This is a genomic window from Agaribacillus sp. DX54 (genome assembly GCF_056858335.1).
The window spans coordinates 1-18,183 of record NZ_JBXEQE010000002.1; the positions used below are offsets into that span (position 1 = coordinate 1).

Sequence of the window (18,183 nt, forward strand, 5' to 3'; positions counted from 1 at the left end):
TAATTGAAGTCATATATTTTGGCTGTCTGTTAAGTGTCATTGATCTCAACGAAAACGTATTGCTACCAATGCCCTACCCCTTCAGAACCCCAAAAAATCCCACACTCAAACCCAAAACCACACTCAAATTCTTATTTTTCAAGCTTAAACCTCACCTTTACCCTCACCTTTTGCTTTATCGGGGTCTCTCCTTTCTTGGCGGGTTGCCAATCCGATCCTTCTTTGATGAGACGGATTACCTCCTCATCACAACCGTAACCCAGGCTTCTTTTTACTTTAAAATCTGATAACGCTCCATTGGGCTGTACAAAGAAAGTAACTTTTACCTTACCCTCGATTTCATTTTTAAGTGCTTCTGCCGGATAACGCAGGCTGTCTTTTAAATAACGTTTGTAGCTTGAACTACCTACCTCGGGCTGTGCACCGATAACCGGAATAAACGCTTCGCTTTCGCCTTCATCACCGTAAGCTACTACTACCACCTCCTCCAGCGCCATTCGGTCTGGTTCAAGTGCTATATCGACGCTTTCCTGTTCTTTTACAATAATTTCTTCTGTTTCATAGCCTATGAAGCTGTAGACAAGGATAGAGTCTGATTCATTTACCTGTAGTCGGTAGTTGCCGTTGATGTCTGTGAGCACACCCGTCTTGCTTCCTTTAACTGATAATGTGACACCTGGCAGACCCTGCCCATCTTCGGCGGAAATGACCTGGCCGGATATCGTTTTTTGAAAATCAGGAGGGTTATTCAACCGCGATGCGGTTTGATCGATTGACAGCTTAGCAGCTTTTTCGGTTGATCTTGAAAAATCCCGTGCCCTATGTTCATTGGTCACAGGTGCCTGTGCCTCTTTTTTTCTTATTTTTTCCTGCGCCGTTATCTCAGGTTTGGCAATCTCCCCGGTATCTTCAGCATGATCAGCACCAAGGGCCAGATCAACATCCTGATCTATGGTAACCGCTTCATCTTCTTTTAAGGCAGTGCGATCATTTGCCTTAACGGGCGGACTGGTAATTTTGGCCAAAGTCTGCCCATCTTTCAAAGATTGATTCTTAACGTCTTGCGTAACTTTATCTTCAGATAATTGTTCAGATTCTAATTCTTCTGCAATCAGTATCGTATCACCTGTTATTAGCGGAGTTGGCTTTCCTTCCTTTTCTTCGATTTTTTGTTCACGGTCTTCTTCTGATCCGTTCGGCACTGTAGATTTTTCAAGGGCAATCGGCCCCTGGGATTCCGGTGATGAGGGATTAAATAAGCCCGGAATGTCAAACAACAGCCACGAAGCTACCAGCAACAATACTAATGCAGCAGCAATATTCCATGGCTTTTGGTAAATAGGTACAACCTTGGTTTTTGCTTTTTCTGTCCGGCGGCTTATCTGAAGGTTCAAATCTGATTCTATGGATTCCGAACTGGCAGGATTATCCATTGTTTCGATACCTTCGAGCGCCTCAACAGCCAATGGATCATCAAGTAGCATCTTTTCTACCAGATGCATCTCCCTGCTTTCCAACTTCCCTTGATGATATTTTCTCAAAATATCGGCGGTAAGTTTTTTGATCTCATGCTTATCACTATTTAATGAAGGGTCTTTCATAACTTTTCCATGTATATTTTCAGGTTACGCCGACCATTTTGAATATAACTTTTTACTTTCTTAAGTTCAAATCCTGTGATATCTACTATTTCCTTATAACACTTTTCGTGCAAATAAAACAACTCAATACACTCCTTTTGCCCATGAGGCAGTGCTGTAACAGCCATCTTTAAGTTTTCCAAATCTTCTTCTAAATTGTTTTCATTTTCAGGATGCAGATTATAGACAAATTCCATATTTTTTTCCAGGTTAATTTCCTGAATATCTTTACGATGTGTATTTTTTTGCGCTCTTAGCTGCATGAGGCAGTGATTTTTAGTAAGCACGTGCAGCCAGCTCCTGAAATTATTAACTTCATGCTTTTTTAAACTGACCACCAGCTTTTCGAAAATTTGCATTACCGCATCTTTGCTGTCATCTTCGTTTTTCAGGTACTTCATACAAACACCAAAAACAAGGCCGGTATAACGTTGATATAATTCACCCAACCGGGTCATATCACCTTGCTGCCGATAGCTTTTAACCAGCGCTTCATCACTTAGATGATCCCCGGAATGGTCTTTTTTTGCTCTTTTAAAAAACATTAATTAACAAGCTGTCCGGATGAGAAAAAAAATTACGCTCAATTTATGGAATCCTGGCGAACTAAGCATCCTGAAAATAAAACCTTTTTAGATAATGAAGAAATTTAAAGTTATTTTAATGGCTGTAATCCTCCTCATTGGGTGTACGGGCGTAAAACAAGGTAACGCGCAACGAAGTTATTGTCTGTTTTTCAACCTGTCCTGACGACAATCCACTTGCAGGTCAGGGTTTTATTATGAATAACCCTTAAATATCCACATAGGCGTAGTTTTATAAGCCCTTTTGAAGCCACATTTCCGATAAAATTTGACTGCATGGTTATTGGCAACCAGAATCTGTTGATGAAAACCGCCATACTTTTCCTGAAATTTTTGTATAATCATTTGCCCGACACCGGCGCCCTGATACTCCGGGTGTACCAGCAAGTGCGGATAATAAACCACCAGATAACCATCCGAAATGGCATTTCCCAGGCCTACCAACCTATCATCATGCCATGCGGTAATCACCGCATCTGAGTTGGCCAGTGCCGCTATCAGTTCTTTTGGTTTTTCTCCTGCAGACCATCTGTTGGCTTTGTATAAATTAATTACCTGGTCCTGATTAAGGGTTTTATCTTCTCTGAGGTTGATATTCATAGACAATGATAAGCATTCTATCGATAACCTGGCGGTAAAAGAAGAATTTATTGGTAGAATACAGCTATTTGCGCGACTTGGTCCGGCAGAGATAATGCAAAGCAGTTCAAAATCATCGATCTTTTTATGTGGGAGATTAACCTTGAGTCTGTAACCGCATTAGCTACCAGATAAATCACTTCTTCGAACAAGGTAATAGTTTTTGATTCCGGTTCATTAAATATTCATTTATTGTATAGCATAATTTAAAGAGACAACAGGTTAAAAAGTTATTGAAATGATTAAAATTTAAAAAACATGGTTTACATCTTGAAAGTCAACTTTTTCGATCTGATAGACAAAATATTGTTCAAAAGTTGGCTAATATATTGTTAACATTTTGTTAGTTTTAAGAAAATTTCAGAGAAACAGATTAAACATTTTAGGTGCTAATTGGAGAATTCAACTTCAAATACAGATGAAAAAACACTTATAAAAAACCTGGCAGACGGTGATATGGATGCTTTCCGGCAGATTTTCAACCGCTATGAAAAGCCGTTGAAATATTATGCTTTCCGCCTGACCAAGTCCAACTTCATCGTTGAAGAAATCATTCAGGAAGTATTCATTAAAGTTTGGGAGAACAGCGAAAAAATCAACCCTGATCTTAGCTTTAGCGCCTATTTGTACCGCATGGTACGTAACCGCGCTTTCAATTACTTCAGGGATTGCATGCAGTATGAGGATTTTGCCGAAGACTTATGGCAGGACCTATTGGAAGCCCGCACACAGACTGATGATGACCTTATTTCAGCAGATTATGAAAATCTGATTGGTAAAATCCTTCAGGAATTGCCGCCACAAAAAAGATCCATTTACATGCTTTCGCGGCATGAGGGAAAGAGTAACCCTGAAATCGCTGAGCTTTTGGACATCTCCACCAAGACTGTAGAAAATCACCTTTGGAAAACCTTACAGATCATAAAAGCACGACTACGTCCCCATATCCATATCTCCTGGGCACTATTGCCGGTTATGCTCTTTTTTTAGTCCCTGCATGTTTAATTAACTTACCGCTGTATTGATAAAAAATTTCATTTTGCTTGGGAGTTTCAGGTAGTTTTCGTGTATTACTAGTGAAGGGGGGATACAGCTAGTTTGCACTATGGATGAACGAAAGGAAATAGAGCTGATATTTAAGAAGTTTTTAGATCATACATGCTCCAGACAGGAGTTTGAGATTTTAAAACAATATTTGAAAGAGCCGGAGGCAGCGTTGCATATCAAACGTTTGATGGAAGAAGATGGTGAGTTAATTCAAGAATATCGGGTTTTGAAGGAAGAGCCTGAAGGTAAGGACTCGTTATTGTTCAACAAAATTACGCAGGCTGTAGGGAACAGGGAAGTTGAACTTCTGTCCAAAAGAAAAGAAAGGAGGCCAAAAAGGCATAGTAGATATTTAGCCAGTTTGATACTGATAGGTGGGATGGTAGGTTCGTGGTTTATCTACATGATCGGTCCGGATGGTTCGCAAGAAAGCTGGTTGCAGAAGAAGACACTGCCCGGACAGAAAGCCACAATAACGCTGACAGATGGGTCTACAGTGCTTCTGAACTCAGATAGCGAGCTGATCTACCCTAATGGGTTTGACGCCAAGCGGGAAGTGATTTTGGAAGGTGAGGCTTTTTTCATGATCGCTAAAGATGAAAAGAGACCTTTCAGCATAAAATCAGGAAAACTAATTACGACAGTATTGGGTACCTCATTTAACATTAAAGCATTTCAGAATGAAAACATTGAGGTAACCGTGGCTTCGGGTAAGGTAAAGGTATCACCGGAAGAAAATAGTGGGATTTTATCTGATGACGCAAATCAGGCACTTATTCTCACACCCAATCAACAAGCTGTCTATCACTTTGCCGGTGACTATTTTGGTAAGGAGGAAGTGGATGCGAGTCGTTATCTGGCCTGGAGGGAGGGTATAATAAAACTGGATCATTTACGATTCGATGAGGCTGCAAAAGTATTGGAAAGGTGGTATGGTGTTAAGATTGTTCTGGAAAATGATCAAATTGGGAACTGTGTTTTGATAGGGGGTGAATTTCAGAACCAGAGTTTACATAAAATACTTAAGACTGTGGAACTGGCCTTAGGAATTAGTTACGAATTCACGCGAGATGGAGTGATTATTAGAGGTAAAGGATGTCTGTCAAAACATAAAAAGCATTGAATTAATTAGAAATTGCCAATGACAAAATAAATCCGAAAAAATGGCTTTCCTGTTAATGTCCATGACATAGCTGGAAAAAAAAGAGGCCAGGCTTAATCCAAGTGTTGTAGCAAATGTTTAAGCTGGCCTGTGATCTAATAAAACCAAAGTCTTATTAAACTGATGCAAAAATATGAATAAAATTTTACAAAGGGAAATTAATACCCTGTCTATAACTCTCCTGGCTGGTATCGGGGCTTTTAGTCTTTTTATTGGTAATCCCCCGGAAATAGAAATTGACTACGGAAAAAAACTAACGAAGAGCATAAGTTTCCTCTCTTCTAACCTGCTACAGGCGCTTTTTCCTAAAGTTTGTGATAAAGGCTTTTTTTCAAGGTAAGTTCCTGTGGATTTTCATCGGTGGAGCAGTACAATTTAAACTTAAATTTCAGAAAGATGAGACATAAAAGACATGTGTTGATTATCATGGGTTTGCTTTGTTTTCATGCAGCTATTCAGGGGCAAATATTGCAACCGGCACAATGGAGCTTCGACATTTCGGAACAGGAAGTAAGCATCGGCGATGAGCTTGAGTTGATTTTTAAAGTGAAATTGGATGACACGTGGCATCTATACGCCAATGAACAGGATTATGAGATTGGTCCGTTGCCTGCTGAAATACATTTTGAGCCTCACGAAAGTTATCGTATTGTAGGAGCATTGATGCCTGTAGGAGAGATAATTGCCGAATATGATACCCTTTGGGAGGAAACGGTCAGGTACTTTAAACATAAGGCAGAGTTCCGTCAACGGATCAGGATATTGAAAGCAAATCCGGTGATAAAAGGTAACTATTCTTATCAGGTGTGTACTACCGTTAATGGCCGTTGTGTACCAGGTGATGAGGACTTTGCTTTTAGCGGAATTATTGTAAAACAACAAGGTAAAATCAAAACAGGGAATGCTGGAAGTAATTCAGATGGGAGCGCTCAAACGGATTTGTAATAATCCACTCTGGGGTGCGATTACAGCTAAAAACTCATGCGCAGTGAGATGTTTTTCCTGGGAAGTTTAAACTAAAAGCAAACAGTTTGAATAAATAAAAGTAACCAAGGGGACTGGCAATGATAAAAGGATGCAAGGAGACGATGTCAAAAAGATGACTGAAACACTTCATAACAATTCGGTTAGGTTAACTGCTTATGGTCCTTTTTGCCAGTCCCCAAAGGTAAGGTATCGGATGTGAAATGGGTATGACATCCAGCCTGTTAAATTATCTGATAATGTGTACAGGTTCTAAAGAGGTAGTCTTTTCCATACAGTCCGTATTCCCCTTTTTAAGGGTTAGGGGGTTAGTAAGATAAAGGACAAATTTTATGGGGAAGATACCTCTTATGGAAAAGACAAAAAGAAAACTAATTGTAAGTTGTAGAAAAGAAAAGGGAATAAGGAGTTATGGTCCAATCTAACAGGGATTCTTCCGGATTTAACGTTCATTTTAAGTTAAGCTCCTTATTACCCCTTTTCTGGGATTTAAAACAATAGAATTTTGATGATAAAAGTGGATAAGTATCAATTGTAATAAAGCGTAAAAAGCTGGAGAAATAAAAGGGAATAGGGGCATTTTAAAATAATTAAAAACAAACTTCTTCATAACATTCAGTTTAAGGTTAAGCCCCTGTTACCCTTTTTTCGGAGTCAAGACTTTGTTCAGTAGAATTTTCCCCGGATGTATGTACTGGCCCTTGTTACCAGCTTTCGCTCTGCGGAAGCGCCGTAAGCAACATCCGGGGTCCTCTGACAGTTAATTCCTGGTAACCAATGGTTGAGAATTAAAAAAACGTGACAACATATTCAAAATGGCCATTAAAAAGTTTATCCACTACGATCCTATGGTTTGCATTGCTATGAATGTTTTCGTTCACCCTGACCCCGGTAAGAAAGTCAGATATTTGATATCCGGATCATTATTGTAAAGCCGTGCCCGAGCCAAAAAAAGAAATATCGACTAAGCAATATGCCCGGATAACGCTCCGGGCCGCCTCGAGACCATTCGAAATTCGCCGGTACGAATGGTTTCAAAGAAATGTATGCTTTCTCCCGGGCCGGGAGGAAAGAATTATAGGTCATTTGTTCGTTTTTAAGGGGGATATCTTTTGTGCCTTCAGGATACTTGATTTATTGGAAAATGATTATTTGCTCCAATTTAAAGCACTTGATCATAAAGCTGGAAAGAAACCGGGTTAAGTATCCCAACTGGCTAAAGACAATCTTCGGTCCGGCAGGCCGCGAGATTGTGCACAAAAGTAATTATGCTGTGGAATTAAAAGGGAATAAGGGGTTGTCACATATCATACGGTGACTGCTTTGTGCCAATTCAGTTAAGTAAAACTCCTTATTACCCTTTTTATATCGTTCCAACTTTCCTTACAGCTATGGAATACAAGAGCAAATCACTGAACTATCAGCAATTTTCGAGTTAACATTTTGGTATCTTGTGCCAGGGTCGATACCAAAAACAGATTGTCGGTATTTACGATCATTTTGTCATGACTACCTAAAATTCATATGATTTTGTACTGGTAACTCGATTATTCGGCCAAATACTACAATTTTCTTGTACTTTTTATATAATCAGCGTTAGATAACCCTTCGGTTCATCCTCTTCAAAACGCTTTGATGATCATTTTTTTTTTGCATGGTTTTGATAAATTAATACACATTTATTATTATCATAATGCCTAATACTTGTAATTAATGACAAAATCCCGTAGATTTATGTAACCAGTATTCAAATACCAATCTGAATTAAATCATTAGTTAGCAGACATATAATTGGATTGGATCTTTTTTAGATGTTGTTTAAAACTGTTTTTAATTTGGGAAACACATACTTACTTTAATAACAATCGCCAACTGTCAATCCCTGCCAGGACTTAATTCATCGGTCTTATTTTAAAAGGGTTTGGCCTTTTTGGGAAGGGCTTCATGTCTTGAGATGTCGATATACACAGTTGGAGAAATAGAGAGTTTGTATCTAAAATAACTGGTAAAATTTGCTGTGGCATTCTGAAGTCGAAATGTATAACATTAAAAGGATTTATGATGAAAGGAGTAACCATTTATTTAACCGCCAACCAAAATCTTATACAAAACGCTAAAGAGTACCATAAAGCCAGGCCCCGTAATAAACTTCCGGACCCTATCAAGGTATTGGAAAAACCGTTGGAGACTGACGTATCGCCAGACTCGTCATTTGATTCTTCGGCACTTCCAATGAAAAAGGAAAATCTTATCACTTTAATTGGGAATGCCCCAAAAGATTTAAACTTTGTACTTTTTATAACAGATGATCAGAAAAAAAACAATCCTAAACATGGACTCAACCAAGGCAATTCTTTTACGCAAGATATGGAATCCGGTCAAATGAAAGAACTGACAAAGGACTTCCGCGGAAATAGTGATAAACGTATTAGAAAACCGAGAAAGTTCAGGAATAAACGTTCAAAAAAACTGGGATTGACTGAGACTGAAGTGGAAATATTAAGGCTTATTTGTGATGAGAATACTTCAAAAGAAATTGCTGAGAAAGTCTGCCTCGGTAGAAGGACCATAGAACACTACCGGCGCAGGATTCTTATAAAGACTGATAGCCAAAGTCCCATAGGCCTGGTAAAGTTTGCTATTAAAAATGGTTTGTACTGAAACCTTCTATGCCCGTTCCTTAATGTCAATTTGGTATTCTGCTATGCAGCCAACTCTTCATATCCAGATAATCCAGAATACTATCTGTTACGAGGTTTTTGTCTTTTTCAAACAGATCAAAGTAAAATTTCTGTAGATATTTTGGATAGTCACCGGGGGCAATGTGGCTCAGTTTTGCAAAATGCTTCAGGCAGATCCTTTCAAAGGGAGTTGCACTGGTCCGCTTTCTTAGAAAACGACGGCAACTGTCAATAGAATAACGCAGGAAGATAGTATTTCCCAATTCAAAATGAATGATCAACTGTAGTAATCGCGCGTAACGTTGAATGTCCAGTCGTGCGTCACTTTTAATTTGCATAATGCGGTTGACCCATACCAGCGCCCGGGAATAATTTTTATCCATAAATTCAAAATTGGCAAATTGATTCCAAAACAAGATAAAGTAATTGTCCGGAACAGATTTTTCATGCTTTTTCAAAAAAGATTGGATGGTTAGCATGAGCTCTTTGCCTTTTTCCAGGTTCTTTTGGTCCCGGTATAATTCTAATTCAACATTATAAGTTCTAAGCAAAGTTCTTAACCGTAGCTTATGGCTTTTTTTGATACCGTACTGATCGGGTATAGACCTAACCTTTTTGAGGAGTGCCACTACTTCATCATAACGATGGCGCATAAGTAAAAAGGTAATCTTGTTATTCATCGAGTTAAGGTATGCCCCCGGGTCGTCTTTGATTTGATGTGGATGTGCTTCGATTAAGGTAATTAATTGATCCAGGCTCTGCTCACTTAATTCCCCGTTGTCCCCAATGATCCCCTGGCTGTATAAAATATGATAGAAAAGAATTTTGGCGCGTAGTGTTTCAGGCTTCCCGGCTACTTTCAGGACGGCTTGGGAATGAAAACTTTCGGACCTATCACCGGGCTCATTAAACCGTGTCAAATCCGTAGTGATAGCCCAATACTTTTGTAATGAATGCAACTTTTCCATCGTTGCCGCAACTGTATTATCGATTTCCTACAATTTTTCCTGGTTGGCACCGAATTTGGAAAGGTATAATTTACGTTTCCAATTTAATATTTCTATCATCAGGGATAGTTTTTCATAACGTGCGGCTAACTTTTCTGCCTTTTGGATGGTAAAATAACATTGATCAAATAATTCTTTGGTAAAAAGGATTTCAATATCCCTGATCAAATCGGTAATTTCTGCTGTTTTGGAAACCTTATGATGATAATTGCGAAGACTTTTTAATATTAACTGTGACAGGTAAATCTTTGTCACATGCAATTGTTTCACAAAAGTCTCTTGAGCGAAGGTCTCTTTTAGTTTTTTTTCATCATAACTATCCCGACTATCGATAGCCTCAAACAACCTCAAATAGTTGGATGCTACGTTTATTGTACGGCAAAACAACTTAAAATAACGTTTTTCACTTTGATTTAAGGATTTGATCAAAAAAAATAGATTGCCCTTTTTGTTCATTGAAAACTTACGTTTTTTATTAAAAATACAAAAAAAATAGTGATTTAGATTTTTTTAAACGATAGTTACAGATTATTAAGATGCTACGTTTTTGAAATATTTGATTTTTTCTGAGGTTCAGGCCAGCGTATTTTTGTTACTGTCAAAATGAATATTTAACCCTAAAACTCAATGATCATGGCCAACTCAATTAACTGGTTTGAAATACCTGCCAAAAATTTCGAAAGGGCTTGTAAATTTTATGCAGAAGTGCTGGGTGGGGAATTACATGAAATGCAATCGGATAACCATAGATTTGGTTTTCTTCCCAACTGGAATCAACAGGATGGTGGCGTAGGAGGCGCTGTTGTGTCTGGCGAAGGTTATGAACCTACTGATAAAGGTTCTATTGTTTACTTAAACGGGGGAGAGGACCTTAACACGCCTTTGGAAAAGGTAGAAGCCGCCGGAGAAAAAGTTGTCACTCCTAAAACTTCCATAGGGGAAAATGGATTTGTTGCTCATTTCATTGATACCGAAGGCAATCGTGTTGCCTTTCATTCTATGAAATAATCGCTTGAATTTGTTTGTAACTTCTAAGATTTAACTTGAATAAATAAAACAGGTGGCGCCTGGCTACCTCCACATCGCCTTAACAAGGCCCACCTTTTTTATTTACCACCCCCTCAGCCCATTTTCATTGACATTTTAATTTTACCCCCTATGTCATATCTCTCAAAAGATTTCATAGCTTTCTTTAAGGAACTTGAAAAAAACAACAACAAAGATTGGTTTGATGCCAACAGGAAAAGGTATGAGACTTCCGTAAAAAAACCGTTTACACAATTGGTGGATGAAATGATCGGGCGCATTAACGCAGAAGAACCGGAAGTAACTATTCAGGCCAGGGACGCGCTATTACGCATTAACCGTGATATCAGGTTTTCTCCGGACAAAACTCCTTATAATACCCATTATGGGGCTATTATCTCGGTGGCAGGCATAAAAGATAAAAGTATCCCCGGTATTTATTTCAGGTTTTCATCAAAAGGAATAGACATCTATGGGGGCGCCCATGGGATTGACAAAGATCAACTTCAGAAAATCAGGACTTACATTGCCGACAACCCCGATCAATTTGAAAAAGTAATTAACAACAAGCGTTTTAAAGAAGCATTTGGAGAGATTATGGGAGAGAAACATCAAAGAATACCAAAGGAGTTTCAGCACATCAGTAAGAAGCAGCCCTTAATTGCCAACAAGCAATTTTACTATGGTACCCAACTTCCGGCCAAATATATCACCGATGAAAAACTTCCTGAAACACTCATGGATTACTGGCATGCAGGCCGTTCAGTCAAGGATTTTTTAATGCAGGCGATGCAATAAATTTTAGATGAGGCGCTATCATATGGAACACTTGTATGTCGCGACTTTTTGTAGATTTTTGAAAAGATTTTCTTGTTTTTTCTCTTTTAAATGTTGTTGGCAATAGGGGGTGTAATAACGATGGGTGGCGAGAAAGTTTAAATTCTGGACAAACCACACTTCATCTTTAATCCTGGTCCGATGCACGTGCTCCCATTCCTTTTTTAAGTTTTCCAGTATGGTGAAATAATCACTGGTAGCCAAATGGTACAAATCTGCATCACGGATAATCTTTTCCAACAAGTCTTTGGGGTGATGACTTATTCTGGTGGCATCGATGCACCGGTTTACCAACTTGATTTTTTCCCTGGGATAGTTTTGCAATGCTAAAAAAGCTGAGGCAATTTGTTGGCTTTCCTCTTCATGTCCCCGGTAAGTTTTGATAAAGCCGGTGTCATGAAACCAGGCAGACAGCACCAGTATTTCTTTTTCATCTTCAGACAAATCACAATTACAGGCAATTGTTATCACTGAGTCTACCACCCGGGTGGTATGATTGATGTTGTGATATGTGAGATAGGGCGGAAGCTTTTTTAAAAGTTTCCTGACATAATTTTCCGTTTCCGCAGTTATTTCCTTCTTCATTAACCCCTGGAATTTATGAAAGTTAAAATTCAATGCCAAAATCCAGACCTACTAAATTGGCTCCGGGTCCATCCACCCGGCTTTCGTTAGTGTATATTATACCGATATCTGCCAATTACATAACCCTGTTTATTCTTTTTACAAATAGTCCTTTAAACTTGGTAACGCCATATCATGGAGAATAGCGTGTTTTCACCCCAATTTTGTGACTTTCAAAGGTAAAACATTGAAGTTGCAAAAGTGGATTTAACATTTTGACTGTATTTACCAAGGGATTTACCCCTACTGTACCTCTACATGCTCCTATGGCTACCTGGCAGCTAATTCCGGGAAAAGCGTAAGCAATGCTGAGTAAAATGTGGGACTTTGAATGCCAGCCCGTGTGTGAAATGCGTGAAGGGGCTATTGAAAAGGAATTAATTTTTCTAAGCGGCGTTGTCCTATCAAAAAAAGTATGGAAGAAACAGGCCGGGAGAAGTAAGTTGAGCCCTTGGGGATATAGTCCATTTGGGTTTAAGGTATGATAAAAGCTTCATAAAAAAGCGCGCAACCGGTTGTATAATTGGGTTTAATTGCATAATATTAGTATCATTTAGTTAGTATGATTTAGCGCGTGAGAAGTTTTTTAGATGAAGAACAGTCTTATTAAACAACTGGTCCGGGGGAACCAAAAAGCGTTCAGAAAGATTTTTGACCTGTACAAAGACAGGCTCTATTATTACGCTTTGAAAATAACTAAAGACAGTGATGCGTCAGAGGATATTGTTCAGCAGGTTTTTGTCAGTTTATGGAATCATCGCGCGGAAGTTAGTGTGAACTATTCTTTCGATGCCTATCTTTTTCGCATCGTTCGAAACTGTGCTTTTAACTATCTTAAAAGTTCCGCAAAAGCTAAGCTGTTGAAACAGAAGTACCTGGATCAATGCCCCTGGCCACCTTTGGAGGTTGTAGGGGAAATAGCTTATCATGAATGTGAAGAAGTAGCGCTTCTGGCCATTGATGCACTCCCTGAAAAGAGACAAATTATTTTTAAAATGAGTTACGAGGACGGAATGAGCCATGAAGACATCGCCAAAATGTTGGATATTTCCGTCCACACCGTAAAGTCCCAACTCCTCAAAGCCACCAAAAAGATAAAGCAGCAGTTGCTTTTGTAATCATTCTGCATCCGCAGGTTTCTCTGTTTACTGCAGATGTAGCAGTGGTATGATCGCATCAATCCGTTTAAAATTTTCTAATTTTCAGCCATTTTTTTATTAAAATCATATTTTTTATTCAAATACACTGCTTTTATTAAAAAAATTACAGCCAAATTTTTTTAGAGTAATTTTTTGCCGCCTGCCGGTTGTATATCTTATAACAACAGAACTTAATGCATGATGATCTATGAAAAAGCAAGAATTGCTGCGCAAATATTTGGATGACCGTTGTTCACATGAGGAATTGCAGCGGCTGTATACTTACCTGCAGGAGGATGATGAGGATGAATACCGGGAGATCCTGTATGAGATATGGTCAAAGCTTGACCAGGGACGTACAGTGGATAAGCAAACGACGGAAAGGATGTTTGGTAACATTAAATCAGCTATAGTGGAAATGCAGGGAAGAAAGAAGGATAGACCCGCCGCTCCCTTTCACAAAATTTTAAATCCCTATACACGTGTGGCAGCGGCTGTTACAATCGTTCTCATTGCTTCTGTATTGATATTCCGGTTCTTTTTCTATGCGCCATTGATAACAGCAGATACATCGTATGGAAAAACCCGTATCGTGAACCTTCCTGATGGGTCGGTGGTTTATCTTTATGCAAATTCAAAAGTGCGTTATTCCGATGATTGGTCCCTTGTGAATCATCGCGAAGTCTGGTTAGATGGGGAGGCTTTTTTTAAGGTAGAGAAAAAGCTTGAAGTTCAGGGGCGGGACAAAAATGACCTGGTGATTGTAAGTGACGAGGTAACTACACAAAAGCATAAAAAATTTACTGTGCATACCAGTAATCTGGATATAGAAGTCATTGGAACCAGATTTAATGTCAGGGACCGCCGGGGCGAAATACAGGTAGTATTAAATTCAGGACAGATAAAACTCAAAACGTTAGAGCGTGACCTCGATGCCCGGGAAGAATACCTGATGAAGCCGGGTGACCTGGCACAGGTGGGACCTAACAAGCCATTGGCAATCAAAAAAGTGAAAGAACCCGATTTATATTCCCTTTGGAAAAAGAACGAGTTGTATTTTGATAATCTGTCGTTGCAGGAAATAGCTGTGGAACTAAATGATAGCCATGGGATACAATTGCAGTTTGAGAATCAGGAAATTGCTAATCTCAGATTTACGGGGTCTACGCCTGTAGACAACTTACAAATCTTATTGACAACCATCCAAAAATCTTTCGAATTAGAAATTATTCAGTATAAAAATGAGGTCATGTTAAAAGACAAAAAGTAAAAGACTGCCCCCAAAATTCGGTCAGTCAAAGGGGCAGTCAGATTAATTATTAGTATAAACACTTAAAGTTAGTTCATTATGAAACAGAAACTACCTAAACACAGTTTTTTTCTGCTGTTTTGTGCATCTTGTTTTCTCTGGTTAACCGCTCACACCCAGGATTTGGCGTTGGGCGGTTACTTCCCGGATGAAAGCATTGGAAGAGGCGATCAGGAAACTTCACTATCACTGAAAACGGCGCTGGATAACCTGGAAAACAAACACCGGGTGCGTTTTAATTATGCCAGCGATTTGGTTCTGGGCAAAAGGGTCACCTTGAACCAGAAGGAGTTAGGCACGGATTTAGAAAAGGGTCTGCAACTTCTTTTGAGTCCCATTGGGTTAAGGTTTGAAAGGATTAGTGAAAATGTCTATGGTATTTATAAGATTAAACCCGATTCGATAGTCAAACCGTTGGAACCAGCCAACAATGATGTCGGTGGCCGTAAGAACGGGCAATCCCTAAACGAAGTGCAAGATTTAAGTAAATGGTCGGACCGGAAGTTGATCGACAGGGATATTACCGGTACAGTAAAAGATGTATCCAACGATGAACCTTTGCCAGGTGTCAATATACTGGTGAAGGGAACCTCTATAGGTACAGTCACTGATGTTAATGGGAAGTATACACTTTCAGTGCCTGATGATGCTACAACGCTGGTTTTTTCTTCGGTGGGGTATACCGCGGAAGAAGTTACAATTGGCGGCCGGACCGTAATTGATTTATTAATGTCTCCTGATGTGCAATCCCTTTCGGAAGTGGTAGTTATTGGCTATGGTACCCAGGAAAAAAAGGATGTCACGGGTGCGATATCTTCGGTTTCGGCCCAGGATATTATGGAAGTGCCCGTTATGAATGCCCAGCAGGCCTTGCAAGGCAGGGCACCCGGTGTGGATGTGGTTGCTCTCGGAAACCGTCCGGGCCAGGACGTTCAGGTCAGGGTCAGGGGCCGCCGTTCCTTTGTGGCAGGTAACAATCCCCTGTTTGTAGTAGACGGAATTCCGTTTTCAGGGACTATCAATGACATTAACCCAGCGGATATCGAATCGATGGAAATTCTGAAAGATGCCTCAGCTACTGCCATTTATGGTTCCAGGGGGGCAAACGGTGTGGTCTTGATTACAACCAAAAGAGGTCGCCAGGGAAAAACCAATATCTCTTACAACGGATATTTTGGCCCGGTCGAAGCCTACGGTAAAGTGGACATGATGAATGGGGAAGAATTTGCTGAATACAAAAGGGAGTCGAGGAGAACCACCGGGCAGTACCCCAGCGATGTGACCGATCCGAATTTAGACGCGATTTTGTTCGAGCAGGTGGAACTGGAAAGCATTGCTGACGGTTATGCCTGGAACGATTACCAGGAATTAATTTTGCAAAGTGGCCATCAGCAAAGTCATCAGCTCAGTGTTGATGGTGGTGGTGAAAAAACCACTTTCAACGTAAGTTTCAACTATTTTAATGAAAGAGGGATTACCAAAACGCAGGACTTCGACCGCTTTACAGTCAGGGTCAATCTGGATCACAAGATCAGTGAGCGATTGAAGGTGGGGACCTCAACATTGCTCACCCACTCCATTCAGAACTGGGGTCCCAACCCATGGGGAGAAGCACTTGCCAACAATCCCCTTGGCAGGCCATTTAATGATGACGGAACCCTGCGCTTCAGGCCTACTACTGATGGATTAAGGGTCAACCCGCTGGCCGATGTGACAGATGGCGCCTTTATTGATGAACGCCGCAGATACCGGATATTCAGCAGTCTTTATGCGAATTATAAGATTACCGATGACCTGAACTTTCAGGTGAATTTCGGACCCGACGCACAAATCCGCCGGCGGGGCTTGTTTCAGGGACGATTTACCAGCGCCAGGGCCGAAGGCGCACCACGTTCCAAGGTAGAAAACCAAACCACATTCAACTACACGCTTGAAAACATTCTGCAGTGGAACAAAACCTTTGGCGATCATAGCCTCAACGTTACAGGCCTTTTCAGTATCCAGGAAGAGCGATTTGAGGAGAGTTTTACCGACGTACTGGATCAGCCTTTTGAGTCAGCCAAATTTTACAACCTGGGCTCTGCACCGTTGGTGAGGGAACTTGGCAGCGAATTAAGGGAATGGGCTATTCTCTCCTGGATGGGCCGTGTTCAATATGGTTTATTCGATAAATACCTCTTTACAGCTACCGTTAGAGCAGATGGTTCATCACGGTTGGCCGAAGACAATAAATGGGGGGTATTTCCGTCGGCTGCTTTTGCCTGGAGATTGATCGATGAAGGCTTCATGGACAATCAAAGTATATTTCAGGATTTAAAGCTGAGAGTAAGCTATGGGCAGGTCGGTAATACGGCCGGTCTGCGGCCAAATATTTCCCAGGGAAGGCTGGCCCGGACAATGTATGCTTTTGGCGAAGATGCTGCTATTGGTTTCAGACCTGACCTGATTCCTAACGAGAACCTGCAATGGGAGAGTACCACTACTTTTAATGCCGGTGTGGATTTTAGCGTTCTTAATGGCAGAATCAGCGGTGCTTTTGAGTATTACATTGCCGATACCGAAGATTTGATCATGAATCGTCAGTTGCCCACTACCTCAGGGTTTGACTTCATCCAGGAGAATGTCGGATCAACCAGAAATACTGGTTTTGAAATACAGCTATCTTCCGTGAATATAGACAATCCCGGAGGCTTTAAATGGACTACGGATGTCGTATTTAACCGAAACCGGGAGGAAATCGTTGAACTCTTTGGCGGAAAAGATGATGATATCGGAAATCAATGGTTCATAGGCGAACCTATGACGACCTATTTCGACTATGAAAAAATCGGTATATGGCAATTGGATGAGGTTGATGAAGCACAGGGCTTCAGCCAGCAGCCTGGTGAAATCAAAGTAAGGGATCAGGATGGAAACGGACGAATTGACGGTGACGACAGGATTATTCTGGGATCAGACCAACCCGACTGGGGTGGCAGTATCACTAACAGGTTTGAATATAAAGGCTTCGACCTCTCCGTATTTGTCTTTGCGCGTTGGGGACAAATGGTTCGCAGCAGATTTCATGACAACAACAATACCTTATTTGGCCGGTACAACAACCTGGATGTGGATTATTGGACGCCTACCAATCCTACCAATGCTAACCCCCGGCCCAATGAGGACCAGGAACGTCCCGTTTGGGGTTCGACGCTTTCTTACAAAGATGGTTCATTTTTGAAGATCAGAAGCATTTCCATGGGATACAATGTTCCTGAAAAATTTATGGAAAGACTGCCCTTGTCATCTCTTAGAATTTATGCTACCGCACAACAACCCCTTATATGGGCCCGCGATGATGACTTGAGAAACCTGGATCCTGAAATAACAAGAACGCCGGAAACCCGTAGGGACAGGGCTGATTTCGGGGCGGAAAGACAGGCTGAGTTATCGGCTGACGTACCGGGTCTCAGGGTATTCGTGTTTGGTATCAATGCCACTTTCTAACTATCAAAACACAAGGAA

Annotated in this window: 16 protein-coding genes; 10 read left to right on the top strand and 6 right to left on the bottom strand. The window is 40.5% G+C overall.

Annotated features, from left to right (window positions below):
• Positions 1-131: 131 nt before the first annotated feature.
• The 3 genes from AC04NP_RS02475 to AC04NP_RS02485 all read right to left on the bottom strand — a co-directional run bounded on the left by AC04NP_RS02475 (position 132) and on the right by AC04NP_RS02485 (position 2,824).
• Entirely contained in the window at positions 132-1,601 is a 1,470-nt protein-coding gene (locus AC04NP_RS02475) for an energy transducer TonB (RefSeq protein WP_482857760.1), read from the bottom strand.
• Positions 1,598-2,185 (bottom strand): RNA polymerase sigma factor, encoded by a 588-nt coding sequence (locus tag AC04NP_RS02480; RefSeq protein WP_482857761.1) that lies wholly within the window; start codon positions 2,183-2,185, stop codon positions 1,598-1,600. The genes AC04NP_RS02475 and AC04NP_RS02480 overlap by 4 nt, the downstream gene beginning before the upstream one ends.
• A 234-nt stretch (positions 2,186-2,419) precedes the next feature.
• Positions 2,420-2,824, bottom strand: coding sequence for a GNAT family N-acetyltransferase (locus AC04NP_RS02485; protein WP_482857763.1), 405 nt, complete (start codon positions 2,822-2,824; stop codon positions 2,420-2,422).
• Positions 2,825-3,256: 432 nt separating this feature from the next.
• Between AC04NP_RS02485 and AC04NP_RS02490 the strand changes: the two genes are divergently transcribed.
• The 5 genes from AC04NP_RS02490 (at position 3,257) to AC04NP_RS02510 (ending at position 8,717) form a co-directional block, all read left to right on the top strand.
• Positions 3,257-3,853 carry an RNA polymerase sigma factor gene (locus AC04NP_RS02490; RefSeq protein WP_482857764.1) on the top strand — a complete coding sequence of 199 codons (597 nt, stop codon included), beginning with the start codon at positions 3,257-3,259 and terminating at the stop codon, positions 3,851-3,853.
• Between the two features lie 115 nt (positions 3,854-3,968).
• Positions 3,969-5,033 carry a FecR family protein gene (locus AC04NP_RS02495; RefSeq protein ID WP_482857765.1) on the top strand — a complete coding sequence of 355 codons (1,065 nt, stop codon included), beginning with the start codon at positions 3,969-3,971 and terminating at the stop codon, positions 5,031-5,033.
• Positions 5,034-5,205: 172 nt separating this feature from the next.
• Positions 5,206-5,412, top strand: coding sequence for a hypothetical protein (locus AC04NP_RS02500; protein WP_482857766.1), 207 nt, complete (start codon positions 5,206-5,208; stop codon positions 5,410-5,412).
• A 56-nt stretch (positions 5,413-5,468) separates the two neighbouring features.
• Entirely contained in the window at positions 5,469-6,017 is a 549-nt protein-coding gene (locus AC04NP_RS02505) for a protein-disulfide reductase DsbD domain-containing protein (RefSeq protein ID WP_482857768.1), read from the top strand.
• Between the two features lie 2,097 nt (positions 6,018-8,114).
• The gene (locus AC04NP_RS02510) at positions 8,115-8,717 is read left to right on the top strand and encodes a response regulator transcription factor (RefSeq protein ID WP_482857769.1); all 603 of its coding nucleotides are present in this window, start codon (positions 8,115-8,117) and stop codon (positions 8,715-8,717) included.
• A 25-nt stretch (positions 8,718-8,742) separates the two neighbouring features.
• On the opposite strand, the gene AC04NP_RS02515 is transcribed toward AC04NP_RS02510, so the two are convergent.
• Positions 8,743-9,705, bottom strand: coding sequence for a hypothetical protein (locus AC04NP_RS02515; RefSeq protein WP_482857770.1), 963 nt, complete (start codon positions 9,703-9,705; stop codon positions 8,743-8,745).
• Positions 9,706-9,732: 27 nt separating this feature from the next.
• Positions 9,733-10,200, bottom strand: coding sequence for a hypothetical protein (locus AC04NP_RS02520; RefSeq protein WP_482857771.1), 468 nt, complete (start codon positions 10,198-10,200; stop codon positions 9,733-9,735).
• A 177-nt stretch (positions 10,201-10,377) separates the two neighbouring features.
• Here AC04NP_RS02520 and AC04NP_RS02525 point away from each other — a divergent pair, with 177 nt between their 5' ends.
• Both AC04NP_RS02525 and AC04NP_RS02530 read left to right on the top strand, forming a co-directional pair.
• The gene (locus AC04NP_RS02525; protein WP_482857772.1) at positions 10,378-10,752 is read left to right on the top strand and encodes a VOC family protein; all 375 of its coding nucleotides are present in this window, start codon (positions 10,378-10,380) and stop codon (positions 10,750-10,752) included.
• A gap of 150 nt (positions 10,753-10,902) precedes the next feature.
• Entirely contained in the window at positions 10,903-11,568 is a 666-nt protein-coding gene (locus AC04NP_RS02530) for a DUF2461 domain-containing protein (RefSeq protein WP_482857773.1), read from the top strand.
• Between the two features lie 18 nt (positions 11,569-11,586).
• On the opposite strand, the gene AC04NP_RS02535 is transcribed toward AC04NP_RS02530, so the two are convergent.
• Positions 11,587-12,192, bottom strand: coding sequence for an HD domain-containing protein (locus AC04NP_RS02535; protein ID WP_482857774.1), 606 nt, complete (start codon positions 12,190-12,192; stop codon positions 11,587-11,589).
• 629 nt (positions 12,193-12,821) lie between these two features.
• Here AC04NP_RS02535 and AC04NP_RS02540 point away from each other — a divergent pair.
• The 3 genes from AC04NP_RS02540 to AC04NP_RS02550 all read left to right on the top strand — a co-directional run bounded on the left by AC04NP_RS02540 (position 12,822) and on the right by AC04NP_RS02550 (position 18,165).
• Entirely contained in the window at positions 12,822-13,349 is a 528-nt protein-coding gene (locus AC04NP_RS02540; RefSeq protein ID WP_482857775.1) for an RNA polymerase sigma factor, read from the top strand.
• Between the two features lie 229 nt (positions 13,350-13,578).
• Complete coding sequence (locus AC04NP_RS02545; RefSeq protein WP_482857777.1) at positions 13,579-14,640, top strand: FecR family protein; 1,062 nt, start codon at positions 13,579-13,581, stop codon at positions 14,638-14,640.
• A 78-nt stretch (positions 14,641-14,718) separates the two neighbouring features.
• Positions 14,719-18,165 (top strand): SusC/RagA family TonB-linked outer membrane protein, encoded by a 3,447-nt coding sequence (locus tag AC04NP_RS02550; protein WP_482857778.1) that lies wholly within the window; start codon positions 14,719-14,721, stop codon positions 18,163-18,165.
• Positions 18,166-18,183: the final 18 nt, after the last annotated feature.

Excerpts from the sequence above, each read along its gene's own strand:
- AC04NP_RS02480 (WP_482857761.1), bottom strand. The coding sequence starts at position 2,185 with ATGTTTTTTAAAAGAGCAAAAAAAGACCATTCCGGGGATCATCTAAGT.
- AC04NP_RS02545 (WP_482857777.1), top strand. The coding sequence starts at position 13,579 with ATGAAAAAGCAAGAATTGCTGCGCAAATATTTGGATGACCGTTGTTCA.
- AC04NP_RS02520 (WP_482857771.1), bottom strand. The coding sequence starts at position 10,200 with ATGAACAAAAAGGGCAATCTATTTTTTTTGATCAAATCCTTAAATCAA.
- AC04NP_RS02540 (WP_482857775.1), top strand. The coding sequence starts at position 12,822 with ATGAAGAACAGTCTTATTAAACAACTGGTCCGGGGGAACCAAAAAGCG.
- AC04NP_RS02495 (WP_482857765.1), top strand. The coding sequence starts at position 3,969 with ATGGATGAACGAAAGGAAATAGAGCTGATATTTAAGAAGTTTTTAGAT.
- AC04NP_RS02500 (WP_482857766.1), top strand. The coding sequence starts at position 5,206 with ATGAATAAAATTTTACAAAGGGAAATTAATACCCTGTCTATAACTCTC.
- AC04NP_RS02505 (WP_482857768.1), top strand. The coding sequence starts at position 5,469 with ATGAGACATAAAAGACATGTGTTGATTATCATGGGTTTGCTTTGTTTT.
- AC04NP_RS02535 (WP_482857774.1), bottom strand. The coding sequence starts at position 12,192 with ATGAAGAAGGAAATAACTGCGGAAACGGAAAATTATGTCAGGAAACTT.
- AC04NP_RS02550 (WP_482857778.1), top strand. The coding sequence starts at position 14,719 with ATGAAACAGAAACTACCTAAACACAGTTTTTTTCTGCTGTTTTGTGCA.
- AC04NP_RS02530 (WP_482857773.1), top strand. The coding sequence starts at position 10,903 with ATGTCATATCTCTCAAAAGATTTCATAGCTTTCTTTAAGGAACTTGAA.
- AC04NP_RS02525 (WP_482857772.1), top strand. The coding sequence starts at position 10,378 with ATGGCCAACTCAATTAACTGGTTTGAAATACCTGCCAAAAATTTCGAA.
- AC04NP_RS02510 (WP_482857769.1), top strand. The coding sequence starts at position 8,115 with ATGATGAAAGGAGTAACCATTTATTTAACCGCCAACCAAAATCTTATA.
- AC04NP_RS02485 (WP_482857763.1), bottom strand. The coding sequence starts at position 2,824 with ATGAATATCAACCTCAGAGAAGATAAAACCCTTAATCAGGACCAGGTA.
- AC04NP_RS02475 (WP_482857760.1), bottom strand. The coding sequence starts at position 1,601 with ATGAAAGACCCTTCATTAAATAGTGATAAGCATGAGATCAAAAAACTT.
- AC04NP_RS02515 (WP_482857770.1), bottom strand. The coding sequence starts at position 9,705 with ATGGAAAAGTTGCATTCATTACAAAAGTATTGGGCTATCACTACGGAT.